The 23,748-nt window shown below is 65.8% G+C and carries 23 protein-coding genes; 13 read left to right on the top strand and 10 right to left on the bottom strand.

The window, feature by feature from the left end:
* Positions 1-23: 23 nt before the first annotated feature.
* Entirely contained in the window at positions 24-1,031 is a 1,008-nt protein-coding gene (locus AC4D14_RS03260; protein ID WP_490900132.1) for a substrate-binding domain-containing protein, read from the bottom strand.
* A gap of 143 nt (positions 1,032-1,174) precedes the next feature.
* Here AC4D14_RS03260 and AC4D14_RS03255 point away from each other — a divergent pair, with 143 nt between their 5' ends.
* Positions 1,175-2,401, top strand: coding sequence for an ROK family protein (locus AC4D14_RS03255; RefSeq protein ID WP_490900131.1), 1,227 nt, complete (start codon positions 1,175-1,177; stop codon positions 2,399-2,401).
* Here the strand turns inward: AC4D14_RS03255 and AC4D14_RS03250 are convergent.
* A complete protein-coding gene (locus tag AC4D14_RS03250; RefSeq protein ID WP_490900130.1) occupies positions 2,398-3,471 on the bottom strand; it encodes an SDR family oxidoreductase in 1,074 nt (357 codons plus the stop codon). The two genes, AC4D14_RS03255 and AC4D14_RS03250, sit on opposite strands and share 4 nt — an antisense overlap.
* A 177-nt stretch (positions 3,472-3,648) precedes the next feature.
* Between AC4D14_RS03250 and AC4D14_RS03245 the strand changes: the two genes are divergently transcribed.
* The 7 genes from AC4D14_RS03245 to rox all read left to right on the top strand — a co-directional run bounded on the left by AC4D14_RS03245 (position 3,649) and on the right by rox (position 10,391).
* Positions 3,649-4,431: an MBL fold metallo-hydrolase gene (locus AC4D14_RS03245; protein WP_490900129.1), complete on the top strand. Its 783-nt coding sequence runs from the start codon at positions 3,649-3,651 to the stop codon at positions 4,429-4,431.
* A 206-nt stretch (positions 4,432-4,637) separates the two neighbouring features.
* Positions 4,638-5,546, top strand: a complete 909-nt coding sequence (locus AC4D14_RS03240; RefSeq protein ID WP_490900128.1) for an aminoglycoside phosphotransferase family protein — start codon at positions 4,638-4,640, stop codon at positions 5,544-5,546.
* Between the two features lie 202 nt (positions 5,547-5,748).
* Positions 5,749-6,471, top strand: coding sequence for a DUF4386 domain-containing protein (locus AC4D14_RS03235; protein WP_490900127.1), 723 nt, complete (start codon positions 5,749-5,751; stop codon positions 6,469-6,471).
* Positions 6,366-6,734 carry a TipAS antibiotic-recognition domain-containing protein gene (locus AC4D14_RS03230; RefSeq protein WP_490900126.1) on the top strand — a complete coding sequence of 123 codons (369 nt, stop codon included), beginning with the start codon at positions 6,366-6,368 and terminating at the stop codon, positions 6,732-6,734. The genes AC4D14_RS03235 and AC4D14_RS03230 overlap by 106 nt, the downstream gene beginning before the upstream one ends.
* An 88-nt stretch (positions 6,735-6,822) precedes the next feature.
* Complete coding sequence (locus AC4D14_RS03225) at positions 6,823-7,803, top strand: serine hydrolase domain-containing protein (protein WP_490900125.1); 981 nt, start codon at positions 6,823-6,825, stop codon at positions 7,801-7,803.
* An 82-nt stretch (positions 7,804-7,885) separates the two neighbouring features.
* Positions 7,886-8,653 carry an SDR family NAD(P)-dependent oxidoreductase gene (locus AC4D14_RS03220; protein WP_490900124.1) on the top strand — a complete coding sequence of 256 codons (768 nt, stop codon included), beginning with the start codon at positions 7,886-7,888 and terminating at the stop codon, positions 8,651-8,653.
* 310 nt (positions 8,654-8,963) lie between these two features.
* The gene (gene rox / locus AC4D14_RS03215; protein WP_490900482.1) at positions 8,964-10,391 is read left to right on the top strand and encodes a rifampin monooxygenase; all 1,428 of its coding nucleotides are present in this window, start codon (positions 8,964-8,966) and stop codon (positions 10,389-10,391) included.
* A gap of 143 nt (positions 10,392-10,534) precedes the next feature.
* Here rox and AC4D14_RS03210 read toward each other — a convergent pair whose 3' ends face one another.
* Positions 10,535-11,617, bottom strand: coding sequence for an alpha/beta fold hydrolase (locus tag AC4D14_RS03210; RefSeq protein WP_490900123.1), 1,083 nt, complete (start codon positions 11,615-11,617; stop codon positions 10,535-10,537).
* 174 nt (positions 11,618-11,791) lie between these two features.
* On the bottom strand, positions 11,792-12,238 hold the full coding sequence (locus AC4D14_RS03205) for a VOC family protein (RefSeq protein ID WP_490900122.1): 447 nt from the start codon (positions 12,236-12,238) through the stop codon (positions 11,792-11,794).
* A gap of 331 nt (positions 12,239-12,569) precedes the next feature.
* Here AC4D14_RS03205 and AC4D14_RS03200 point away from each other — a divergent pair, with 331 nt between their 5' ends.
* Complete coding sequence (locus AC4D14_RS03200) at positions 12,570-12,872, top strand: MarR family winged helix-turn-helix transcriptional regulator (protein WP_490900121.1); 303 nt, start codon at positions 12,570-12,572, stop codon at positions 12,870-12,872.
* A 266-nt stretch (positions 12,873-13,138) separates the two neighbouring features.
* Positions 13,139-13,561: a GNAT family N-acetyltransferase gene (locus AC4D14_RS03195; RefSeq protein WP_490900120.1), complete on the top strand. Its 423-nt coding sequence runs from the start codon at positions 13,139-13,141 to the stop codon at positions 13,559-13,561.
* Between the two features lie 157 nt (positions 13,562-13,718).
* Here the strand turns inward: AC4D14_RS03195 and AC4D14_RS03190 are convergent, their stop codons facing one another.
* Positions 13,719-15,056, bottom strand: a complete 1,338-nt coding sequence (locus AC4D14_RS03190) for an APC family permease (protein ID WP_490900119.1) — start codon at positions 15,054-15,056, stop codon at positions 13,719-13,721.
* A gap of 175 nt (positions 15,057-15,231) precedes the next feature.
* Complete coding sequence (locus AC4D14_RS03185) at positions 15,232-15,786, bottom strand: TetR/AcrR family transcriptional regulator (protein ID WP_490900118.1); 555 nt, start codon at positions 15,784-15,786, stop codon at positions 15,232-15,234.
* A 48-nt stretch (positions 15,787-15,834) separates the two neighbouring features.
* Here AC4D14_RS03185 and AC4D14_RS03180 point away from each other — a divergent pair, with 48 nt between their 5' ends.
* Positions 15,835-16,779: an NmrA/HSCARG family protein gene (locus AC4D14_RS03180; RefSeq protein ID WP_490900117.1), complete on the top strand. Its 945-nt coding sequence runs from the start codon at positions 15,835-15,837 to the stop codon at positions 16,777-16,779.
* Positions 16,779-17,612, top strand: a complete 834-nt coding sequence (locus AC4D14_RS03175; RefSeq protein WP_490900116.1) for an alpha/beta fold hydrolase — start codon at positions 16,779-16,781, stop codon at positions 17,610-17,612. The genes AC4D14_RS03180 and AC4D14_RS03175 overlap by 1 nt, the downstream gene beginning before the upstream one ends.
* A gap of 147 nt (positions 17,613-17,759) precedes the next feature.
* Here the strand turns inward: AC4D14_RS03175 and AC4D14_RS03170 are convergent, their stop codons facing one another.
* The 4 genes from AC4D14_RS03170 to AC4D14_RS03155 form a co-directional block, all read right to left on the bottom strand.
* Complete coding sequence (locus tag AC4D14_RS03170; protein ID WP_490900115.1) at positions 17,760-18,161, bottom strand: VOC family protein; 402 nt, start codon at positions 18,159-18,161, stop codon at positions 17,760-17,762.
* A gap of 144 nt (positions 18,162-18,305) precedes the next feature.
* Positions 18,306-20,414, bottom strand: a complete 2,109-nt coding sequence (locus tag AC4D14_RS03165) for an iron ABC transporter permease (RefSeq protein WP_490900114.1) — start codon at positions 20,412-20,414, stop codon at positions 18,306-18,308.
* Between the two features lie 12 nt (positions 20,415-20,426).
* Positions 20,427-21,401 carry an ABC transporter substrate-binding protein gene (locus AC4D14_RS03160; protein WP_490900113.1) on the bottom strand — a complete coding sequence of 325 codons (975 nt, stop codon included), beginning with the start codon at positions 21,399-21,401 and terminating at the stop codon, positions 20,427-20,429.
* Positions 21,402-21,409: 8 nt separating this feature from the next.
* Positions 21,410-22,255, bottom strand: a complete 846-nt coding sequence (locus AC4D14_RS03155; RefSeq protein ID WP_490900112.1) for an ABC transporter ATP-binding protein — start codon at positions 22,253-22,255, stop codon at positions 21,410-21,412.
* A 581-nt stretch (positions 22,256-22,836) separates the two neighbouring features.
* On the opposite strand from AC4D14_RS03155, the gene AC4D14_RS03150 reads away from it, so the two are divergent.
* Positions 22,837-23,607, top strand: coding sequence for a GVDTG sorting domain-containing protein (locus AC4D14_RS03150; protein WP_490900111.1), 771 nt, complete (start codon positions 22,837-22,839; stop codon positions 23,605-23,607).
* Positions 23,608-23,748 lie beyond the last annotated feature (141 nt).

The raw sequence follows: 23,748 nt of genomic DNA, 5'->3' as shown, positions 1-23,748 counted from the left end.
CTTCCTTGATCGGGCCTGAACTGCTACTTGGCGAACGGGTTCTCGTAGGCTTCGAAGGGGGCGGGTGCGGCTTCGATTGCCTCGGCGACGTTGTCCTTGGTGACAAGGGCAACCGGTGCCTCGACGTTCCCTGGAAGGTCGTCGCCGGCGACAGCTGCGGCGCAGGCCTGTGCCCCCATCTCGCCGATCGCGTAGGGGTACTGTGCGACGGTCGCGGTCAGCTCGCCGGATTCAACGCCGGCAAGTCCCTCAGGGACTCCGTCCACGCTAATGATGGAGACCTTGCCGGTCAGGCCCGCATCGGCGACGGCCCGGGCCACACCCAGTCCCATGACGTCGTTGGCCACGAAAAAGCCGGCGATGTCGGGGTTGGCACGCAGCAGGTCCCCCGCCTTAGTCAGTGCCACCTGGCGGTCCCAGTCCGCGGAGACGGTCTCCAGCACCTGGGCCTTTGTGCCGAGGCCCTCCGTGAAGCCGGTCACCCGATCACCGCTGGTCACGTCGCCCGCGATGCCGCCGATCACGGCGACCTTTGCACCGTCATCGACGAGGCTGGCCATGTGCTCGCCCGCGAGTTTGCCGGCGGAGACGTTGTCGGTGCCGATGTAAGTGTCCGGGGTGGCTTCAGCGGAAGCGGCGGCCTCCGGGTCGACAGGGCTGTCGATGTTCACGACGGTCTTTCCGCTGGCCTTCAGCTGTGCGACACCCTGGAGCAGGTTGTTGCCGCTGATGGGGTTGATGATGAAGCAGTTGAAGTCCTGGCCGGCGAGAGAGGAGAGCCGGTCAGCCTGGCCGCTCGTGTCGGTGATGTCCTGTGCGGCCTGGACGGTGATTGAACTATCCGCCGCCTTGATGCCGTCTTCCATGGACTGGAAGAACGGGTTGTCCAGTCCTTTGATGACGGCAGCAGTTTTCGCTTCTCCACCCTCGCCGGAGGCCGGTGTCGTGGCGGTGGTGCTGCAGCCAGCCAGTGTGAGGGCCCCTGCAGCGGTTGTGGCAATAACAATCAAGGTGTTGCGTAGCTGTGGCATCGTTGCCCCTTCTGACTTTGAAAACCATATGTACGTCGAAGTAACGTTAAGTGTTAGCATAACTATGGGATGTGATGCACGCAACCCCTGCTCCGCCCGGGTTAATATGGCAGGCAGGCCAATGACGAAGGGGCAGAGAAGCCATGAATCCGCAATCCATACCAGTTGCCCCCGAGGGACCGGCGGGCGGCACCTTGGAGATACTGCGGCTTCTGCGCTCCGGTCTCGTGCTGACAAAATCCGAGGTTGCGGCCCGGACCGGGCTGTCCCGCTCCACGATCAACCAGCGGTTGGACGCGCTGCTTGAATCGCGGCTCGTCGTGCCGTCGGGGGCGGAATCGACCAAGGGACGCCCTGCAGAGTCCTACGCCTTCAACCGCACCGGCGGGCACCTCCTTGTCGCTGACATTGGCGCCACCGGAATGCGGGTGGGTCTGTGCGACCTCTCAGGAACCATCCTCAGAGAAGTTGAACTCACCGTCCCGGTCACCGAAGGACCGGACGCCGTCCTTGGCTTGGTGGGTAAGGAATTCTCGCGTCTGCTCGCCGCGGCGGATGCGCCGGCCGCGTCGGTGGTGGGCATCGGCGTAAGCGTTCCCGGGCCCGTTGATACCGCCACCGGGCAGGTGGTGCACCCGCCGATCATGACCGGATGGGACCAGTACGACATTCCAGGATGGTTCAGTGGTACCTATGACTGCCCGGTCATCGTGGACAAGGACGCCAATGCCATGGCTTTCGGGGAGCAGCAGGTCTCCTTCCCAGAGGCCCGGCACCTCCTCATGGTCAAGATCGGCACCGGTGTCGGGTCGGGCCTCATCTCCGACGGCCGGCTGCACCGGGGCGCCGACGGTGCTGCCGGCGACATAGGCCACAACTATGTGCCGAAGCCCGCCAACGTGCAGGACGAACCGGAATGCCGATGCGGCAACATCGGATGTCTCGAGGCCTACGCGGGCGGATGGGCCCTCCTGCGCGACCTGCAGGCTCTGGGCATCGAGGCTGAATCGGTCGACGACACCGTCCGTCTGCTGCGCGGCGGCAACCGGGAAGCAGTCCGGCTGGCCCGCAACGCCAGCCAACTCCTGGGCGAAGCGATTGCGGTGACCGTAAACCTTTTCAACCCGCAGGTTGTCGTCATCGGCGGGCAACTCGCAGCCGCCGAGGACTACCTTTTCGCAGGTATCAAAGGCGCCGTCTACCGTCGGTCCCTGCCGCTGGCCACGCGCAGGATACAGATCGTCGGTGCCACCCAGGGAAAACAGGCCGGCATCATTGGACTTGCCCTGCTCGTCGCCCAGTCAGTCTTCAGCGGGTTGCCGCTTCCCGAACTTCGCCCTGTGGCCGCCGGGCGGAAAGTCGCCGTCTAGGTAGGAGTTCCCTCCTGCGGTAAGCCCGGTTTTCGGCCGACGGACGCGCTGGCAATCAGATAGTCGCTCCATCGCGTCAAGGCCTGGGTGACCTCCGGATGCGCGAGTCCGTGCTGCTCCGCCAGCCGGTTCGCCGGACCGGTGGGATATCTGTCCGAGGCGAGGAAGCTTAACGTCTCGGGGTCTGCGCCGGTGATGGCACGCGGCAGCCGCTTCACGATCCCGACGGGAATGCGCAGCCGCGGCACCCGCACGTGATGGTGCCGGCCGATCAGCCGCAGCACCTCAGGGAGCTCCGGGGTGCTGTCATCGAGAATCCAGTACGACTTTCCGCGGGTCTCCTCCTGCACCGGCAACAGCGTCAGGAACCGGGCAAGGTAGTCAACGGTGACCACGGGCACGAACGTTTTTGAGTTGCCCGGCACGGCGGGCAGCCTGCCGGTGACCAGGTCAAGGACGGCGGTCCCCAGGCCCAGGACCTGGTCCGACTCACCGGTGACCGAGTGTCCGATAACCGAAGCCGGGTTGGCGATAGTCAGCGCCACTCCGAGTTCCTCCGCTGTTGCCTGTACGACCGCGTCGCTTTCGACCTTTGACGCTTCGTAGGCGCCCAGGCGCTTGTACTCGTTCCTGAGCTTCTGCTCCGACCACGGAACCGAGCCGGGCTCCTGTCCGCCAACCCGGTAGCCGGACAGGTGGACCAGGCGCACATCCCCTGGGATGGCAGCGGCAAACTCGACAACGCGCCGCGACGTGTCGACGTTTGCGGCACGGGCCTCATCCGCGGTCATTCCGAACGCGTAAGCGCCGGCAACGTTATAGATTTCGCCGACATGGGTAAAGGTGTCGCCGTCCAGCCCGATTCCTTCCGACGCCAGGTCGGCCTCAACCGCGCCCAGCAATTCAACATTCACACCGCGGGCGGCCAGCCAGTGGCGCAGGGTCCTAAACCGGGTGGTGTTTCGGACGGCGGCGGTGGTCGGAATGCCCTGGTCGAGCAGCTCCTTGACGAGCCACCGCCCGATGAAGCCGGTGGCACCGAAGACCAGGGCGCGACGGTTGGTATTCACGAATGGCTCCTTTGGGGTTTTCATGTGAGCTCCTCGTGGTTCTGCATGACCGTTCACGATCCAAAGTGTACAGCGTACACTCTGGATCGCGGATACCGGATGAGGTAGGTTCGCTCAATGAACGCCGGCGAATCAGCGAGTCCGGTACCGCCCGGACAGTGGTGCGACGATGGAACGGTGACTGCCGAAGATTCCACCCAGGCCCGCTCCACCGCCCTGACATGCTTCAGGCTCGCACCGAACTCCGGACCAATGAGCCTCGAGGGCACCAATTCATACCTGATCGGTGCGGACAGTCACCCGGGGTCGGTCGTGGTGGACCCGGGACCGCTGGACGAGAAGCACCTTCAGGAGCTCGCCGCCGGTCCCGTGGAACTGATCCTGATCACGCACCGCCACGCCGATCACACGGCCGGATCCGTGCGCCTCCACGAACTGACGGGTGCGCCCGTCCGCGCCGCCGACCCGGAATACTGCATCGCAGGACCACCGCTGCAGGGAGGCGAAGTCCTGTCCGTTGCCGGAACGGAAATCAGGGTGGTGGCCACGCCGGGGCACACCTCGGATTCGGTCTGCTTCCACCTTCCCCTCGACGGCCCGGCTGGGTCCGTCCTCACCGGGGACACCGTCCTGGGCCGCGGAACCACGATGCTCGATCACCCCGACGGCCGCCTCGGCGACTACCTGTCCTCACTTGACCGGCTCGAATTGCTCGGACCGGCCACGGTGCTGCCGGCCCATGGCCCCGTCCTGCCGGCGCTGGACGCCGTTGTCCGCACCTACCGCACGCACCGCCTGGACCGCCTGGCCCAGATCCGCGCCGCCGTGACACAGCTTGGGCCGGATGCGGGAGTACAGCAGGTCGCGGACATCGTCTACGCCGAAGCCGACCCGTCTGTGCGGCGGGCGGCCGAGAGCTCGGTGGCAGCCCAATTGGAATACCTCCACTCCCCTGCCTGACGGCCCGGCGCCGATTGGTCCGGCTGCAGCGCTGTCGGTCTGCGGGTGCCGAAAGGCCGGATTCGATTCCCGCGGCGACAGCCCGCCCGTTGAACAGCAGTCAGCCGACGGACCGTTGGCAGGCGTTGTTGCCTCCGCAGCCGGCGTACCTGCACCCGGAGGCGGGCATGTCGTTGGCGCGGGTGACCTGTGTTTGAGTTAACGCCATGGCATCCCTGCACGCGGACGAAGTCGGGATCGGTGAAGAGACGGTGCGCCGGCTCATCGATCACCAGTTCCCTGAGTGGGAGCATCTGGCCCTCACCCCGGCCGGGCACGGCACCGACAACCGCATGTTCCGCTTGGGCGATGACCTGGTGGTGCGATTGCCGCGCACCTCGGGCGCCGCGGTGGATGTGGCTAAGGAACAGGAATGGCTGCCGCGTCTGGCCCCGTGGCTGCCGCTGCGCATTCCCGAGCCGGTTGCACAAGGCAGCCCCGATGTCGGCTATCCGTTCGCGTGGTCGGTCTACCGGTGGATCGAAGGCACCGCGTTGCATCCCGAACTCGTGGAGGATCTACCCCGGCTCGGCCGTGACCTAGCGGGTTTCGTCCGAGCACTCCACAGCGCGGAGTTGATGGGCGCTCGGCGGGAAGGTTCTCTGTTTTCCTACCGTGGCGGCAGCCTGCGGGACCGGTCCCGCGAGACGTTGGAGAACCTCGCTGCATGCCGTTCACTGGAAGGGCTCGAGTTGGATCTGGACCGCCTGACGTCCATCTGGGATGAAGCCGTCACCCTGGAGGAATCGCTGGTTCCGCATACGTGGATGCACACCGACCTCAAGCCGTCCAACCTCCTCGTCCGACACGGCGTCTTGGTGGGAGTGGTCGACTTCGGCGGCCTCTCCGTCGGGAATCCGACTTGTGAACATGCGGCAGGTTGGGATCTGCCAGCCGAAGCCAGAAAGGCGTACGCCGAGGAACTGGGCCTGGATGCCGGCGTGCGGCTGCAGGCCCGCGCCTGGGCGCTGACCATCGCGCTGGCGGGGGTCCCCTACTACTGGTCGACCTGGCCCGGCTTCGCACGGGAATGCGTCGGCAGGCTACGAGCTATCGAGCAGGACCTCCACGCCTAGGCCTGCAGCCTTCCGGTATTGGGGGGGGCCGATGACGTGGACAACCTGAAGCGCACGAATCGGCACAGCTCGTCCCGCCGGCAGAGAGTACCCCGCCGTCAATGTGCTGTCTCGGAGGGCATCTCTTGACAGGAGTACGGTGTACACCCTAGCGTTCTTCCGATTCAGTGTACGTCGTACACCTTCAGCCGAGGGAAGAATCATGAACCTGTCCAGGCCGACCGCCGTCACCGCCGGAGCTTTCTTCCTGCTCACCGAGGTGGGCGCGATTGTGGGAGCCGCCCTTCACCGCCCGATCCTGACAGACACCAGCTACATCACGGGCGCAGGCGTGGATGAAACAATCCTCTTGGGCGCGCTTATCGAACTCCTCCTGGTGGTTGCCGCCGTCGGCACCGCAGTGACGCTGTATCCGATCCTGAAGCGGCAGAGTGAGCGTCTCGCGCTGGCGTTCGTCGTGGCGCGCCTGCTCGAGGCGGCGCTAATTCTCATCGGGATCCTCAGCCTGTTGTCGATCGTCACGCTACGCCGGCAGTTCGCCGGAGACGCGGATACCGACCCTGACGTACTTTCCACCATCGGCTCCTCGCTGGTGGCCCTGCGCGAGTGGACGGTCCTGTTCGGGCCGAACTTCGCCCTCGGTGCCGCCTCGCTGCTGCTGGCCGCGCTGATGTACTCGTCGCGCCTGGTCCCCCGTCCGATCGCCGTGCTCGGGCTGGCCGGCGGGGCAATGATCTCCCTCTCCGCGGTCGCCGTGATGTTCGGTGCCTATGGGCAGTTCTCCACCGTTGGTCTGATCGTCGCGCTCCCCGTGTTCGCGTGGGAGCTGAGCCTGGCCGTGTGGCTCATCGTCAAGGGCTTCCGCCCGGTGAACATCCTCACAACCCCTGCCGCCGGTCCCGGGCTCACCTCGGCCGTCCGGTGAGGGCTGCGGCAATCCGGTGCTTCGGGAGTGCTCGAGGCCGCCGAAGCACAAATGTCGGCCCCACCCCGAGAGGCCAGGAACGGATCGAGCAGCACTACCGCATCGCCCGGCGGTTCTACACGCCCAGCAGGGAGGCCTACATTGGCATGGCACTGTTTTACGAGGAGAACGAGGACATGGGCAGATTCCATAACGGTTACCACGAGGGCATGGTCGAATTCCTGGTCCCGGCCATCACCGAGTACGCGCAGGACCGCCTGTGAAAAGCAGCACCACCTTTTGGGGTACCGGACCGGGGTTGGAGTGGATTCTGTTGAATGTCGAACTTGAGGCCAGGAGGGAAAGTTCGTAGTGAACACCGAATGGAGCGGGGACACTGAACTTGTGCGCGCCGCCGAGCGCGCATTCCGGTCGATAGCGCCCACGGCAGCAGTGGCGGTAGTTACTCCCCAGTGTGAGATGACAGCGACTGTGGGTTCCGGCCATCAGTCATCTTTCGAAATTGGGTCGATTTCGAAGGCGCTCACCGGCATGTTGTACCGGGATGTGACCGAGCGCGGCCTCGTGGCACCGACGACAGTCCTTCGCGAGGTGCTTCCGCTTGAGGATCACGGCGAGGTTGGCTCCGTGACCCTGAGCTCCCTGGCTACTCACCGCTCCGGTCTCCCCAGCCTGCCGCCAGGGATGCATCCACTGCGCCGAAACCTCAAGTTTTTGATCCGAGGTGAAAACCCTTACGGTGATTCACTGACCGATCTCCTGGACCAGACGCGCAATGTGCGCCTTGGCGCCCCTCGGCCCAGATACTCGAACCTGGGTTTTCAGTTGCTGGGGCACGCCGTCGCGAAAGCCGCAGGGAGCAGCTACGAACGACTCCTGCAGGAGGTCTTGGGTGCCGGGTTCTCGACTCCCGCGCACGCGGAGGACCTCGGGCGCGCGGATCTGAAGGGATGCAGTCGATTCGGACGCCCGCAGTCCGCATGGGTAGGTGAAGCCGTCGCGCCGGCGGGAGGGGTTCGCGCGACCGTAGGCACCATGCGCGTCTTCCTTCGTTCGGTCCTCGAGGGGACAGCACGGGGCCTTTCCGCCCTCGAGCCGGTCGCGGAATTCACCCCTCGGGTCCGTGTCGGTGCGGGGTGGATCACGCTCGAGCACCGGGGCCGCGAAATCACCTGGCACAACGGCGCCACCGGGGGTTTCAGCAGTTGGATCGGACTCGACCGGGACGCCGGAACCGGAGTTGTGGTGCTTGCGGCGGCTCACAGGTCTGTCGACAGGCAGGGGTTTCGGCTTCTGACGGAATTCACTACAACTTTCGAATCCAGAACGTGAAATCGCACCTAGGGACCCGGGGCTGGATCGAAGCTGCCTGGACCTGCAGGCCAGTCAGCGTGGTTGTTGTTAAGCTCAGGCGATGGACCAGTCAACATACCTGCGTAATCTTTTCGGCTTGAATGGGCGCGTAGCACTCGTTACAGGAGGAAGCTCAGGGATTGGCAAAGCCATCGCCCTGGCGCTCGGCGCAGCAGGTGCACATGTGCTCGTCGCTGCCCGGACCCGTGTGACCATCGATGCCACGGTCCGGGAAGTACGTACGGCCGGGGGCTCCGGTGATGGCATCGTCGCGGACCTCTCGACCCGCCAGGGTGCGCACGCTCTTGCCGGTGCTGCCGGAGATATCGACATCCTGGTGAATTCGGCCGGTATCAACCTTCGCCCGTCTATGCCCGAGCTCGATGAGGCCACCTGGGACGCAACCATGCAGGTAAACCTCGAGGCCCCCTTCATCCTCGGCCAGCGACTCGCCCCCGGTATGGCGGAACGCGGTTTCGGGCGGATCATCCACATCAGCTCTCAGCAGGCGCACCGTCCCTTCGCTTCAAGTGGCGCCTACGGGGTGTCGAAAGCAGCACTCGAGGCCCTCGCCCGGTCGCAGTCTGAAGCATGGGCACCCTACGGCGTTACCGCGAACGTGCTGGTGCCGGGTTTCGTGCAGACCCCCTTGAACCGGCGACTCAGTTCAGACCCGGGCACCGTCCGGGCATTGGCTGCACGCACACTCATCGGACGAAACGGTGTGCCGGAGGACTTTGCCGGAGCAGCCGTATTCCTGGCCAGCACCGCATCGGCCTACGTCGTTGGACAGTTAGTCATGGTCGATGGCGGATTCTCGGTCCACTGAACTTGTCGGGTGGAGGTTCGCCAAAAAGCGACGTCGCAACGCCCCGTGCAGATCCAGGGCATGAAGGCCGGTGGGTGGAAATGAACCTGTACGGGCCGAACTCGCACCTGACCGGCGTTAATGGGGGCGGTGAAACGAAAGGCAGGGAGATCGTGATCTCCCTGCCGTCTTCAGAATATAGCTCCGGGGGGATCTTGCCGCAAGGCCCCCTCCCTCGGGCAAAATAGCGAGCCGCGGCCGGGCAATACAGCGTTGCGCCGATGAGGGCACAGAAGGTCGGGCCGCGGTGACGTTTCTGAAGGAGGACCTGATGATCGACGTGATCGTTGCCGGCGGCGGACCTGCCGGGATGATGCTGGCGGGCGAGCTCCGACTGCACGATGTGGACGTGGTGGTACTGGAGAAAGCGGCCGAGCCGACCAGACAGGTCCGCTCCCTCGGCCTGCATGCTCGCAGTATCGAGATCCTGGATCAGCGCGGGTTGCTTCAACGTTTCCTGGAGCACGGCCGAAAGTACCCAGGCGCCGGGCACTTCGCGGGCATCGAGAAACCGTGGCCCGAACACCTGGACAGTGCCCACGCTTACGTTCTCGGTATCCAGCAGCCGGTCACTGACCGCCTGCTGGCCGAGTACGCGGCCGGACTAGGCGCAGATGTCCGCCGCGGCAGCGAAGTGGTCGGCCTGCAGCAGGACCTCGAAGGAGTAACGGTAGAGCTGGCCGGCGGCTCGCAGCTGAGCGCACGCTACCTCGTTGGCTGCGACGGCGGGCGCAGCCTCGTCCGTAAGAAGCTTGGCGTGAATTTTCCCGGGGAGTCAGCCCGAAACGAATGGCTTCGGGGTGAGATGGAGCTGACTGCCCGCCCGGAGGATGTGAAAGCCATCGTGGAGGAGGTGCGCAGGACCCAGAAGGGATTCGGTGTCGGTCCGGCAGGAAACGGTCTTTACGGCGTCGTCGTACCTGCCGCGGACGTCACCGAGGACCGAGCGATTCCTCCAACGCTCGACGAGGTGAAGCGCCAGCTGCGGGCGGTCGCCGGCACCGACTTCGGTGTTCATTCGCCACGTTGGCTTTCCCGGTTCGGTGACTCCACCCGTCAAGCCGAGCATTACCGGGTTGGACGAGTGTTCCTGGCAGGCGACGCCGCGCACGTCCATCCCCCGCTAGGCGGGCAAGGGTTGAACCTCGGCATCCAGGACGCCTTCAACCTGGGCTGGAAACTGGCCGCTGAGATCGGTGGCTGGGCACCGGCGGGCCTGCTGGACAGCTATCATGCCGAGCGGCACCCGGTAGGCGCCGATGTCTTGAACAACACCCGCGCGCAGAGCGAGCTGCTGTCCACAGGTCCGGGCCCGCGGGCCGTTCGTCGACTCATGGCGGAGCTGATGGACTTCGACGTCGTGAGCCGGTTCCTGATCGAGAAGATCACCGCCCTTGGGGTCCGCTACGACTTCGGCACGGGCCCGGACCTGCTCGGAAGGCGAATCGGCGATATGCCCTTGAAGCAGGGACGCCTGTACGAGTTGATGCACCGTGGGCGCGGGTTGCTGCTCGACCGGACCGGCAGGCTTTCCGTCCAGCGCTGGGCGGATCGGGTGGACGGTGTAGTGGATGGCAGCGACGAGCTCGGCGCACCGGCCGTTTTGATACGACCCGACGGACACGTGGCCTGGGCCGGCGAGGGCCAGCCGGACCTCGACAAGCAGCTGCTTCGCTGGTTCGGCATGCCTCTCCACTAACCACAGTGCCTTCATCCGGTCCACGCCCCGAGATTATCCGTCTTGCATGGGAGGCTCTGGAGAAATCCTGCAGCCCGGCACCAGTGAAGCCCACCACCGGGACGGCGATGGGCTTCACTGGGCTTGCCGTGGTCGGGCGGTGACTACTGGGCGGTTCCCGTGGGAGCCAGGAAGGTGCGCAGCACCTTGACCAGTTCCTCGGGGGCCTGTTCGGCGACCCAGTGGCCGGCGCCGGGGATGACGGCGGTCTGGACCTGGGGGGCGGCGGCCTTGATGCCCGCCGCAGCGGCCGGCCCCCAGCTCTTCTCTCCACCGATGCCGATGACCGGGATGGTCAGCGGGGTCTTGGCGCGTTCGGCGTTCTGCGCGACCAGGGCGTCCCACTCGCGGTAGAGCTCGAAGCTGGCGCGGAGGCTGTCCTTGTCGCGGTTGTACTGCTTGACGTAGTACTTGATCGCGTGCTCGGGCGGGGTGTACCCGCCGCCCTGGATCCGGTACTCGTAACGGTAAAACTCCTCGGCGCTGTTCCGAACCAGGTTCACGATCAGCTCATCGTCCACCCGGTTGAAGGGGATGTGCCAGAGCCGGTTGTTGGTGGCCTCATCGGAAAACAGCGGCGGGCCGCCCTTGGTGATCCCGGGAGGACCGGGAACCTCGACGCCGGCGAGGCTCTCGACCCGGTCGCGGTGGTCGGCGGCCAGGGCGTAGCCGATGAAGTATCCGGTGTCGTGGCCGACCACGGAGAACTTCTCATGGCCCAGCTCGGTCATCAGGGCGGCAAGGTCGTCGGCCAAGGTGGCCGAGTCGTAGCCCTCGGCGGGCTTCTCGGTCAGGCCGATGCCGCGCTGGTCCACGGCGATCACGGTGTGGTCCTCGGCCAGCGGCTCGAGCACCGAACGCCATGCGTACGAGTCCTCCGGCCAGCCGTGCACCAGCAGCACCGCCGGGCCCTTCCCTCCGATGACCGCGTGCTGGCGGATGCCGTTCGCCTCGACGAACCTGCTCTCGAAGGTGTCGCTGAGGCCCGCGGGCACATTCGGCCCGCTGGTCACCCAGCTTTCCGGCCCCGGCTTGGAGGCTGAGGCGCCGGTCGACACCGAGCCGACGACGAGCGCGGCGGCGATCGCCGCTGCGGCACCGATCCACCTGCGTCGTGCACGCCGGGCAGGACGCTGCGACGTTGCGAGGAGATTTTCCTGATCTGAATCAGAAGCAGGGTTGGGCATGGAGGCCCCTTTCATGAGACTCACCGAAGGTAATGGAGGTTGTCGCCAGGAAGATTCGCTCCGGCGGAAGAGTGGGGAGCTGACATGGACCAATGCCCGGCGCTGGGTGCGCTGGGGATCGGCCGGTGCGGAAGCAAGGCGGCGGCACCGGCCTTAGCCCCCTGCCGGGTGGGGTTAGACGCGGCCCGGGAGCCGGGTGGTGATTTCCTGGAGGATGAATTCGTTGCCGTCGGGGTCGTTGAAGATCGCGAAGGAGAAGTAGCTGGCGCGCTCGGGAGCCAGGCCGGGGGTGCGCCCTTCCTTGTTGACGCTGGGGATCCCGCCCTGTGCTTCGTGGAAGACCTCGGTGATCTCGATGCCGCGGGCGGCGATGTCGGCGCGGGCCGCCTCGACGTCGTCGACGATGAGGTAGGTGCCGCGGGTGGAGCCGGGGGCGGCGTCGGTGAGGCCGTTGCTGATGATGAAGGAGGCCGGGGATCCGGTGGGGGTGTAGTGCACGGCCCGGAAGCCGCCCTCGCCCTGGATGTCGACGTCGAGGCGCCAGTCGAGCTTGTCGTAGAACGCCTTGGCGCGTGCGACGTCGGAGACCGGGAGGACGGCCAGTTCGAACTTGTAGTCCACTTTCATTCCTTACAGGGTGGGGGGTGGGGGGCGTGCTGTGCGGGGTCCGGGAATCTCCCCGGTACTCCTCATTTAGGATCATGTAATCCTGTATGCGTATCAACCCGGTGGGGCCGGAGATAATTCCCGGGCAGGAGGAAAGCCGCCGGCCATTGGTCTGCACGGCCATGAGTGGCCGTTAGGGTAGTCAACAGGGGGAAGGAAGAAGGTGTACGTGAATACAGCACACTGGACGACCAGTCGTTTGTTGAGTACCGCCGCCCGATTGAACGAACATCACCAAAACCGGCGTTTGACGGACTTGGACATTAGCCATGCTGGAGCAACCACGTTGAAGGCACTCGCAGCCAGTGGCCCGATCAGCCAAACCGATCTTGCCGCCCTCGTTCATGTACAGGCCCAGACCATGGGCAAGGTCCTCGAAAAGCTCGAACTCAAGGGACTGGTGTTGAGGGCCCGCAACACACGGGATGGGCGCTCAATGCGCACCCGCATCACGAACCGTGGAAACACGGTCGTACGGGCCATCGATGACATGGCCAGGGCCTCAGCGCAATCATCGGGGTTGTCGGACCAGATTCTGCGGAAAGGACTGATCACCATCATCACCCGCCTCGAAGCCGCTCCTGCCTGACGAGAGACGGTTACGCAGACACTCCGGGTTTCATCATGTCCGGGACCTGGCGGTACCCGGCCCGACGTCGACAATTCACGCACGAACAGGAGCCCTAACTTCCGGTTCCTCGGCCACCGCCCGTCTTGCCGTGAGACGCACCTCGTCCCTGATAGGTTCGGGCGATGGATCGGTTACGTGTCGTTATCAGGCCGCCGCTGGAGCGGGATGCCCGCCGTTTGGCCGAGGTGCACGCAGCAGCGTGGCGCGCGGCTTACCGGGGTGTGATGACCGATGAATACCTCGATGGAATGGACGTTGAGCGGATGACCGAGGGGTGGCGCCGCGGCATTACTGCCCCGACACAGGGAACGGCACCCTTGCTTGCCGAGGTTTCCGGTGAAGTGGCCGGCTTCGTGATCGTGGGCCCGCCCGACGCGGACGACGAACCCGGGACGGGACAGCTCTATGCGCTCAACGTGCACCCGAACTGGTGGGCGCAAGGAATCGGATCGGCGCTATTCGCCGTCGCCGAACAAAAGCTGCAGGATCTCGGATACGAGCGGGCCTTCCTCTGGGTTGAGAGAAACAACCACCGCGCCATCGGTTTCTACACCAGCCGCGGATGGAAGCCCGACGGCGGGACCTTGGAAGACACCCGGTTCAAGCCGCCAGTAATGGAGAGCCGCCACAGCCGGACGTTCCTCTGAATACGCAATCCACACAACTTCGTCACAACGGCAATAGCCACCCCTCGCCGGACGATGAGCGGCACCCCTCTTTAGCACGCGTGCGGTAGCCAGCATACGGGAACCGCGCTCAGCGTGGCCTGAATATTGCTCGTGGCGGGTTTCCCGCCGCTTGACGCTAGCCCGAGACGCGCTCCTCCCGCTTCCGGCCGGCGCGGGCGGCGAGGTAGAGCAGCGACCCGACCACAACGTAGGCGATAGCACCGAGCCAGATGATCCCGGACTGCTGGGCCAGCAGCACAATGCTGGCGATGGTCGCGAGGATCGGCACGATCCGGGGCACCGAGAAGTGGTCGTGCTCGACCTTGTCCTTCTTGAGGACGAGCACGCTGACATTGGCCGAGAGGAACACCAGGAGCAGCAGCAGCACGGTGGTCTCGGCCAGCGAGTTGACGTTTCCGGCGAGGGTCAGAATGATCGTCAGGACGGCGACGACGATGATCGATACAAACGGCGTGCGCCGGTTCGGCAGCACGCGGCAGAACGCATCGGGAAGAAGCTTCGCTTCCGAGAGGCCGTAGCCGACGCGGCTGGCCATGACCATGAACAGCAGGGTGCCGTTGGCGATGGCCACCAGCGCGATCAGGCTGAACAGCCAAAGCGGGATTCCCACCCCGCTGGCCCGAACCACGTCGAGCAGCGGACCGGTGGATTCGGCCAGTTCGGCCGGAGGCAGGACGATGACCGCGCCAAGTGCGATCAGGAGGTAGACGACCGCCGCGGTGCCGATGGCTCCGAAAAGGGCACGCGGGTAGGCCCTGGAGGGGTTGCGCACCTCCTCGGCCATGTTGGCGGCCGCCTCGAAGCCAAGGAAGGAGAAGAATGCAATAACGGATGCCGCGAAGGCACCGCCCAGCGGCGACACGTCCGGGGCGAATTCGAGAAGCCTGGCTGGTTCCCCGTTACCGCTGCCGAGCACGATGGCGGCGACCACGATGACTAGCACAAGGCCGGTCACCTCGATGATCGACGCGACGAGGTTTGCGCCAAGAGATTCCCGGACACCGCGGAGGTTGATCAGCGTCAGCAGGATGATGAAGACCACCGCCGCCGGGGCGGCCGGCACGTCGATGAGCGCTGCCAGGTAGTCGCCGGCGAAGGCATTCGCCAGGGCCGCAGCCGTGGTGATGCCCGAGGCCATCATCAGGAATCCGACGAGGAACGACACATAGGGAACCTTGAAGGCGCGCTCGGCGTACCGCGCGGCTCCGCCTGCGTGCGGATACTTGGTAATCAGCTCCGCGTAGGTCCCCGCGGTGAGGAGCGCCACGACCAGCGCGATGAGCAGCGGCAGCCAGATCACGCCCCCGACGTCGGCGGACATGGAGCCCACAAGGGTATAGATACCCGCCCCAAGGGTGTCCCCCACGATGAACGCGAACAGCAACGGCGCCCCGACCGCCCGCTTCAGTCCGCCGTGTGCACCCGGTTCGGTCGTGCCGGTTTCAGTCGCCATCGCACCATTGGAATCCTTTTTGCGCCGTGGTGCAACAAACTGTGAGACAGCTTTGGTCGGGAAAGTCTCTCCAAGGGCGTGATCGCCTGCGCAACCCGCGGTGGAACCCCAGTCGCATGACCGCCGCCGGCATCATGCCGCGGTTCATTGATCGCTGACGAGGCGGCTCGGCGACTCAGGTTCCGGCCCGAGGTCCCGCGAGCATCTGACTGACGCATGGGTCGTCGCTGGAGGCGTCCGGAAGGTCCAGCGCCGCCGCGATAGTCATGAGCATCCCGTGGGCCCAAAAGCCTTGCACGCGCTGCGCGTCGGCGCCGGACATGTCGAGAACCGCGCGATAGAGCGCCAAGTAGTAGCCGCGGATCACGGAACCCAGTTCGGGGACGTCCGCTGCGGCGAACCCGTGAATCAGCACGAGGAGTTGCTCCCTCTCGCGGAGGAGCTCGCTGTAGGCCTCGCCCATTGCCGTGAGCGGGTTCTCCACGTTTGCCTTGGCGGCGACATCGAACCGTCGTTCGATACGTTCATAGACGAGTTTTGACACATCCACGAACAGGGCCTTCTTGCTGCCGAACAGCTTGAACAGATATGAGTGCGCTATTCCGGAAGCAACCGCGATGCGTGCCGTCGACGCGCCGGCGAATCCGTGGCGCGCGAACTCACCGGTGGCGGCGGCGAGGACGGCCGTGCGCCGTGCATCTGCGGTTGAGAGAGAGCGTGGTGAAGTCATGAACTAATGCTACTTGAAAGAGTGACTGGTCACTCTCTAGACTCATATATGGACACTTTTCCTTATCCAAGCGTCGATGGCACTCCTCCCGACGCATCGAGATTGGTGGTGGCGGTCACAGGGGGCACGGGCCGCCAGGGAGGTGCCGTGGTGAGGCACCTGCTGCGGGCCCGGGCGTCGGTACGTGTGGTGACCCGCGATCCTCGTTCCGGGGAAGCTCTAGCCCTGCAGCGCGCGGGCGTTGAGCTTTTTCAGGCCGACCTCACCCGCCCGGGAGGCCTCCGCACCGCATTTGATGGCGCCTCCGGCGTGTTCTCGGTACAGGACTATTGGGGCGCCGGCGTCGGACGGTCCGGCGAGGTGGCCCAGGGCCTAGCAGTCGCAACGGCTGCCCGCGAAGCGGGCGTGGAGCATGTGGTGCAGTCGACGATGGCGGACGCACCCGCCGGCTCATGGCTTCCCGACCACTTCACGAGCAAGCGGGAGATCGAGAAGACCATTGACGACATGGGACTGCAGCGCACGTTCCTCGGGACCGTCTTCTTCATGGACAACTTCGGCGACCGTCGTTCCGGCGGCTCCCTGTTGATCCCGATGCTGGCCGGGACGCTCTCGTCGACCACCAAACTTCATCTGCTCGCCGTCGATGACATTGGAAGGATTGCAACGCTTGCCTTCCTGCATCCGAATCGCTTCATCGGCGGGAAACTGAATCTCGCCGGCGACGAACTGACGGTCGGGCAAATACGGGCGAGATACAGCCGCAGCACGGGACAACGCCTGCCGCGGTGGCGGATCCCGACCGTCGTGGCACGGCGGCTGAACCGGGAATTCACCACCCAGTTGCAATGGCACGAGCAGGTCAACTTCTCCTTCGACGGCCCTCCGCCTACTGAAATACCGGCGCTGACCACTTTCGAGCAGTATCTGACACACCATGGACCCAACCGGGCTCCGGCCGCTGCGGAGTCCATTGACCGGGCAGCCTCATGATGGCGGCCCATGAACAGCGGGTGGTGAGCACCGCGCTCGCGGATCTGGTGACTGAAATTCACAGGGCACGCGCCGACGCCCCCACTCTCGTCCTGACCCACGGCATCTTCATGGACTCAACCCTGTGGAACGACGTGGTGCAAGGGTTTCGGGATTGCAATGTGATCCTCATCGACGGCCCTGCACACGGCCGGAGCAACGCGCCCACGCATGCGTGGTCCCTCCACGAGCACGTCGAGAGCGTCCTTGCGGTCCTTGACGCCTATGGGCTCGACCGCGTGGTCCTGGCCGGTCATTCCTGGGGTGGAATGGTGTCGGCCCGCCTCGCAATTCATCATCCGGACCGGGTTGCCGCCCTCGCCCTCATCAACACGCCCCTGACGCGCGCCCAGGGCATCTCGAGGGCCGGTTTCCACCTGCAGCGGGCCCTGCTGCTTGCGACAGGATCGACCCGATTCTTCGCGCGACGGGCAGCTGCCGCGCTCTACGAGCCGGCGATATTGACGGCACAGCCGGGCTTGGTCGACTCAATGGTCGACCGTCTCACCAGCCGTCGAGGTCGCGATCTTGCGCGCTCACTCGACGCGGTGATTCTTCAACCTCCACCCTTGATCGGCGAGCTCGCAGGCCTCCAAATACCCGTGTCGATCCTTGCCGGCGCTCATGACTACGTACTGCCGCCCCGCCTCCGGGAGAATCTCCGCACCGCTGCGCCCCGTGCAACGGTCGCCATCAGCAGCGGGGGGCACATCAGCCCCCACGAGGACCCAGCGGCCGTGGTGCGGGCCATCCGCGAGCTGCTCCATCGGGCCGGCCCAAACACGCCGGGATAGCGTTCCCCGATCAGGGTCAGTCCCGGCCCCGAACCGGGGAGATCGAACGCGATGCCGGTGCCATCGGCCGAACGGACGTACCCGGACATGGGAGCCCCCTGCGGTAGGTCCTGCGGGCATCGACTCAATCAGCCAACACCGCACTGCTCACAGGCCGGGTTCGTAACCGATGAGCCAGTGGAGTCCGTGGCGGTCGATGACCTGCCCATCGGAAGCTCCCCAGGGCTTCGGGCCGAGGGGGTCGACGACCGAGCCGCCGACAGCGAGTTTGTCGAACCACTCATGGAGAACCGCCGGTTCGGCGGCCCCCAGCAACGAGAGCATCATGCCTTCGACCCGGACGCTCCTTTCGCCCGCTGCCGCATCCGAACCAGCCAGAGCGACAACGCCGTCGAGTACTCCGTGAGCTATGGCATCCCGGGGGCCGTCGCTGCGCCCGAAGTCTTCGTACGTATGCAAGGAAAGCTCTCCGCCGAAAACCTCAGCATAGAAGCCGAGCGCCTCACGCGCGCTGCCGGGGAAGTTGACATAGATCTGCGGGCCCGTCATGCGCAAAGCATACAGACACCCGCCCTCCTGCGAGTGCCGTCCAGGACACGACAATAGCTACCGCCATGGCAGCCTTGAGTGGCCAAGAGGTAAGCCACCTGGACGGTCCGGCGGACCCGACCCGCACACCGCTTGACTGAATCCTCAGGCGGCTCGGTCCACGCGTGAGCGCCACAGCAGGTACACGAAGTATGGGGCGCCCACAAGCGCTGTCATAATTCCGGCAGGGATCTGTGCGGGGGCGATAGCCGTCCGGCCGATCACATCCGCCAGGAGCACGGTGCAGGCCCCGATCAGCGCTGCAGCGGGGAGCACGCGGACGTGCCGCGCGCCCACCAAACTGCGGGCGGCATGCGGTGCCACCAGTCCCACGAAGGCGATCACGCCCACCGACGAGACCGCCCCGGCCGTGAGCAGGACTGCTGTGGCGAGCAGCAGCAGGCGGGAGCCGGAGAGCCGGACGCCCAGCACGCGCGGAGAATCATCGTCGACCGCGATCAGGTCGAGATCACGCCGCAGGCCTGCCAGCACGGGCAGGGCCACACCGAGGGCCACAAGCGGAGGCACGATGGATCCGAACGTCCGCCCATAGGTGGAGCCGGAGAGCCAGGTCAGGGCCTTCGTCTGATTGAACGGGTCCGTGCTCACCAGGAGGACGGTAATGACCGCCGCGAGCCCGGCGGAGACCCCAATACCGATCAACACCAGGCGGTTCTGCTGCAGCCCGGCGCGGAACGCCAGCCCGAAAACCAGCAGCGCCGCAACCGCCGATCCAGCAAGCGCCGACCCGGTGATCAACCAGGAACCGGCCAGGGGGACCGTAGTGATAACGAGGATCGCCGCGAGGCCTCCACCTCCGGAAACGCCGAGGATGCTTGGCTCCGCCAATGAATTCCTGGAGACTGCTTGGATCAAGGCGCCGGCGACCGCGAGCGCCGCTCCGGCGAGCACTGCAGCCATCACGCGCGGCATCCGGGTGTCCAGAACGGCGCTGACCCGGTTGCCGGACCGGCCGGTGAGCCAGTTGGTCAGGTCCCCGAGCAGCAGTTTTGCATCACCGAGCAGCGAACCGGCCGCCAGCAACCCGACCAGGAGCACCATCAGGCCAAGCATCACTGCGAGGAAGAACCTGCGCGAGCGCACGCGCGCCAGCGCGTCCCCGGCGACGCTCAGGCCGGAATCGGACATCCGCAGTGCCAGGATCACCAAGAACACGGCACCGAAGACGGTGGTCACCGCTCCTGTCGGCACCTCGACTCCGGCCTGTGCGCCCAGAACCACGCGGACCAGAACGTCGGCTCCGATCACCACCACCGCACCGGCGAGGCCCGACATGGGAAGTAGCGCCCGGTGCCGCCCCAGGCCGCGGACGCGGGATGCAAGCAGGCGCACGATGGCCGGTGCGCACAGTCCCACGAATCCGATGGGACCTGCGATCGTCACCGCTGACGCGGAGAGGACCACGGCAAGGACGACGGCGCTCACGCGGGCAACGCGGGGATCCGCCCCTGCCAAGCGGGAGGCATCCTCGCCCAGGCCGAGGAGATCGAGCCGGCGGGAGAGGAATAACAGTCCTGCGGTGGCGGCCACGACCACCGGTGTGAACTGCAGCAGTTCGTCGGGCCGGGATTGGGCGACGCTGCCCTGGCCCCACGCGTAGAGACCGGTGGTCTCCTGACTGAAGAGCAGCAGCAGCGCGCTGGTGGCCGAGTGCAGACCCAAGGCAAGCGCTGTCCCGGCCAGCACCAGGCGGATGGGACCACCATTGCTCTTGGCGCCTGCACCGGACAAGGCAAGCACCAATATCGCGGCGGCTAGGCCGCCAGCGAAGGCGATACCGCCGGACAGCAGGGCGGGGAGGGCCGCTCCGAAGGCTGCAGCCGCGACGATGGCAAAGTGGGCGCCGGCGTTGACCGCAAGAGTGTCCGGGGATGCCAGGACGTTGCGTGTGGCCGACTGCAATGCAGCCCCGGCCGCCCCCAACGCCACGCCCACGAGGATCCCTGCCAGCAGCCGGGGGATGCGTGAGGCGATCAGCACCGCGGCCTCCTGTTCGGAGCCGCCGCCGACCAGCAGGCCCAGCAGCTGGACGGGGCCGACGTCGGCCGTGCCCTGAGTGAGGTGGATCGAGGAGAAGAGGACCAGGATCACCAGTCCGCACCCGGCAAGTACGGCGACCAAAGGCCGCCCCCGGGGCCCCGCGGCTGACGGCGCGGGAGCACCCGGAGCGGCCCTCTTCACAGTCCCGGTCATGATGCGGTGGCGTTACTTGGTCAGCGCCGCGGTGATGGCCTTGACGTACTGGGTCATTGAGGCTGGGCCGCCGAACATCCAGATCCCGTCGTCAAGGCGGTGCACCTGGCCGGATTCAACGAACGGCAGCGACTTCCACACGGCATTGTCGGCCAGTTCCTCAATGAAGTCGCCATCGGCGTCGTTGGTGATGTAGACGAAGCTGTCGGCGTCCAGTGAGGTCAGGCCCTCGACGTCGGTTGAAGCAAGCCCATAGGCCGGATCCCCTTCCAGCGTCCAGGGGGTGTCCAGGCCGAGCTCGGTGTTGATGTCGGTCAACAACGCGCCTTTGGTGAAGGGCCGGATGGAAACCTTTCCGTCAGCGACCCAGCCATCGGCGAAAGCAACCCGGGACCCGGCCAGCCCTGCCTTCCCGAGGGCATCCTTTCCTTCGGCAACGGCCGCGTCGAACGCCGCGATGGCCTCGTCGGCCTCGGCCTCAGTGCCGGTCGCTTCAGCGACGAGCTTGAGGTTCTCTTCTGCCTGGTCGATCTGCCGGCTGGCATCGGCGGACTTCACGACAACGACGGGGGCCAAATCTTCAAGCTGGGTAATGACGGCATCGGCCAGGTCGGTGGTTGCAACGATCAGGTCCGGGTCCAGGGATGCGATGGTGTCGAGGCTGGGTTCGCCGCGGGTGCCGATGTCTGTGGCGGTGCCATCCAGCTTGCCGGCCGTGACCCAGGCGTCGTAACCCTTGATGTCGGCCACACCGACCGGCTGGACACCAAGGGTTGCCAGGTTTTCGACAACGTTCCACTCGGTGCCGACCACGCGCTCTGCAGGGCCGTCGAGCTCCACGTCGACGCCGCGGGCGTCGGTCAGGGTGACGGAGTCTCCGCTGCTGGGGCTGCTCGAGGCCGAACCTGCGGGGTCTTCGGTTGTTCCGCAGCCGGTCAGCAGCAGCGCCAGGGCCGCGGTGGTGGCCAGAGCCTGGTGGATCTTCATGAACGAATTTACCTTTCGGTGTGGTGGTTGGGGCTGTGGCTGTACCGTCCGACGGCGCGGGTGCGCAGCCTGCCGGTCAGCGGGTCGGTATGGGTGACGATGGGAATGGAATAGACGTCGCTGAGCAGGTCCGCGTCGAGTGCCTCGTGGGCCGGTCCGGCGGCCGCGATGCGGCCCTTTGAGAGCACCACCACGTGATCGGCAAGTGCGGCGGCCTCGTCGAGGTCGTGCAGCACAACACCGATGGCCACCCCGTGCAGGCGGGCAAGGTCATGAACCAGGTCGAAGATCTCCACCTTGTAGCGCAGGTCCAGGTGGTTGGTGGGCTCGTCGAGCAGCAGCACCGAGGTGTTCTGCGCCAGGCAGCTCGCCAGCCAGACGCGCTGCAGCTGGCCGCCGGAGAGTTCGTGGACGCCCCGGCCCGCAAGGTCGGTGATGCCGGTGAGGCTCATGGCGCCCTCCACGGCCGAGGGCCCCTCAGGGTCGGCGGCACGCCACCGGCCCCGGTACGGGTGCCGACCGAACTCGACGACATCCCGGACACTCAGCCCGTGCGGCACCGGACGGCTCTGCGACAGCAGAGTCACATGCCGGGCGAAGTCGCTGCGCTTCATCATCAGCGCATCAATTGCTTCGCCGTCGACGGACCGCACTCTGACCGTTCCGGAGGATGCCGCATGCAACCGGGCAAGTGCCCGCAGCAGGGTTGACTTGCCGCTGCCGTTGGGCCCCACGAGGGCGACGATCCGACCCGGCTCCAGCTTCACCCCTGCGCCATGGACCACGTCCCTTTCCCCATAGCGGAGCACGAGGTTGCTGGCCTCAAGTCCTGCGGGTTCCCATATCTCAATCACATTTGAACATTAGCTTAGCCTTACCTTATTGCTCTAAATGGCAGTGGATGCCAGCCCTGAACGCACGACCGGCCGGCGGTTACCGCCTCCCCCGGCAAGCCAAAAAAATTCGCACCTTCCCAGCAGACAGACTGGTCAGTCCGTGATTAAATGAGAACGCCCTCCCGCCTCCGCAACGGGCGGGCACCGAATCGGCTCGAACCGAATCGGTGGTGCCGGCGCCGAGTCGTCCCCCAACGTTCTCGGGGCCGGCACCAACCCCGCAGGCCGCCCTTCCGACGCGGCAGTACAGTCCCCCGCCTCACTACGCCCCTAGGTGCGCATGGCGGCGATCAGCGGCCCGTCCGAAAGCACCCCTCGGTGCTAGCGCCCAAACACTTCCATGTCCCGCTGGTAACAATGGCCCCGCCTGCCCCTTCCCTTGGAGGGTTCTTGCTGCGACATTAGGTAGGTCATCAAATAATAAGGGTGCTGTCATTGTTGATCGAATGAATAACCAATCCGGGTGCTGAAGTGTGTCGAATCACCTTGGAGGACACAATCGACGTGTTCACACCCGCACCATTAAGGAAACGGTCTCAATGAACAAGAACATGCGGCTTCTCGCAGTACCCTCCCTCGCCCTCGGCATGCTGGCCCTCTCCGGCACGCCGGCCATGGCAGCGGACGGCTCCTATTCCTCGACCCTGGGCCAGCTCAACGGCAGCACCGGCGCCGGAACGATCACCGTTGACGTCAAGGGCGACCAGGCAACCGTGAACCTGCAGGTTTCCGGCCTGGCCGAGACCTTCATGGACGGACCCTACCCGCACGTCCAGCACATCCACGGCGGCGCCAAGGGCCAGTGCCCCACCCCCGATGCCGACACCAACGGTGACGGGGTCATCAACACCACTGAAGGCGCGCCCGCCTACGGCGGCATCCTCACCACCCTGACCACCAGCGGAGCCACCGGCCCCGAGGAGGGCCTGAACGTCAAGCTGGGCGGCCAGGGCGGCAGCTACACCATCGAGCGCACCTTCGACATCAACGCCGAGACCAAGGCCTCGCTCGAAGCCGGCACAGCCGTCGTCGTCGTGCACGGCCTCGACCCGGCCACCCTTAGCGCCGAAGCCCAGGCGGCCAAGAGCGACCTGACCGAGGACCTTCCGCTGGCGGCCACCTCCCCGGCGCTGTGCGGAACCCTCATCCCTTCGCAGATGGGTGCCATGCCCAACGGCGGCGCCGACACCGGGGCAACCGAAGAAGCCGGTTCCAACATGGGCGTTCTGGCCCTCGGAGGCGGCCTCGTCCTGGCAGCAGCCGCAGGCGGAACCTACATGGTCCGCCGCCGCAGCGCCGATCAGGCATAGGGAAGACCAGCACGGATCGGCGCCGGGACGAATCACCCTGATCCGCTAACCGGCGCCACAGGCCACCGCAGGAGCCTTCCGGCTCCCGCGGTGGCCTACCCGTTCCCGCCCGGAGATCACCGGGTCCGGTTCCGGCGCGGA

This window comes from Arthrobacter sp. TJ-254, assembly GCF_058269175.1.
The sequence above is the reverse complement of the archived record's forward strand: the minus strand, read 5'-3'. Positions and strand labels throughout refer to the sequence as shown.

Excerpts from the sequence above, each read along its gene's own strand:
- AC4D14_RS03260 (WP_490900132.1), bottom strand. The coding sequence starts at position 1,031 with ATGCCACAGCTACGCAACACCTTGATTGTTATTGCCACAACCGCTGCA.
- AC4D14_RS03255 (WP_490900131.1), top strand. The coding sequence starts at position 1,175 with ATGAATCCGCAATCCATACCAGTTGCCCCCGAGGGACCGGCGGGCGGC.
- AC4D14_RS03240 (WP_490900128.1), top strand. The coding sequence starts at position 4,638 with ATGGCATCCCTGCACGCGGACGAAGTCGGGATCGGTGAAGAGACGGTG.
- AC4D14_RS03235 (WP_490900127.1), top strand. The coding sequence starts at position 5,749 with ATGAACCTGTCCAGGCCGACCGCCGTCACCGCCGGAGCTTTCTTCCTG.
- AC4D14_RS03220 (WP_490900124.1), top strand. The coding sequence starts at position 7,886 with ATGGACCAGTCAACATACCTGCGTAATCTTTTCGGCTTGAATGGGCGC.
- rox (WP_490900482.1), top strand. The coding sequence starts at position 8,964 with ATGATCGACGTGATCGTTGCCGGCGGCGGACCTGCCGGGATGATGCTG.
- AC4D14_RS03210 (WP_490900123.1), bottom strand. The coding sequence starts at position 11,617 with ATGCCCAACCCTGCTTCTGATTCAGATCAGGAAAATCTCCTCGCAACG.
- AC4D14_RS03195 (WP_490900120.1), top strand. The coding sequence starts at position 13,139 with ATGACCGATGAATACCTCGATGGAATGGACGTTGAGCGGATGACCGAG.
- AC4D14_RS03190 (WP_490900119.1), bottom strand. The coding sequence starts at position 15,056 with ATGGCGACTGAAACCGGCACGACCGAACCGGGTGCACACGGCGGACTG.
- AC4D14_RS03185 (WP_490900118.1), bottom strand. The coding sequence starts at position 15,786 with ATGACTTCACCACGCTCTCTCTCAACCGCAGATGCACGGCGCACGGCC.
- AC4D14_RS03180 (WP_490900117.1), top strand. The coding sequence starts at position 15,835 with ATGGACACTTTTCCTTATCCAAGCGTCGATGGCACTCCTCCCGACGCA.
- AC4D14_RS03175 (WP_490900116.1), top strand. The coding sequence starts at position 16,779 with ATGGCGGCCCATGAACAGCGGGTGGTGAGCACCGCGCTCGCGGATCTG.
- AC4D14_RS03170 (WP_490900115.1), bottom strand. The coding sequence starts at position 18,161 with ATGACGGGCCCGCAGATCTATGTCAACTTCCCCGGCAGCGCGCGTGAG.
- AC4D14_RS03165 (WP_490900114.1), bottom strand. The coding sequence starts at position 20,414 with ATGACCGGGACTGTGAAGAGGGCCGCTCCGGGTGCTCCCGCGCCGTCA.
- AC4D14_RS03160 (WP_490900113.1), bottom strand. The coding sequence starts at position 21,401 with ATGAAGATCCACCAGGCTCTGGCCACCACCGCGGCCCTGGCGCTGCTG.
- AC4D14_RS03150 (WP_490900111.1), top strand. The coding sequence starts at position 22,837 with ATGAACAAGAACATGCGGCTTCTCGCAGTACCCTCCCTCGCCCTCGGC.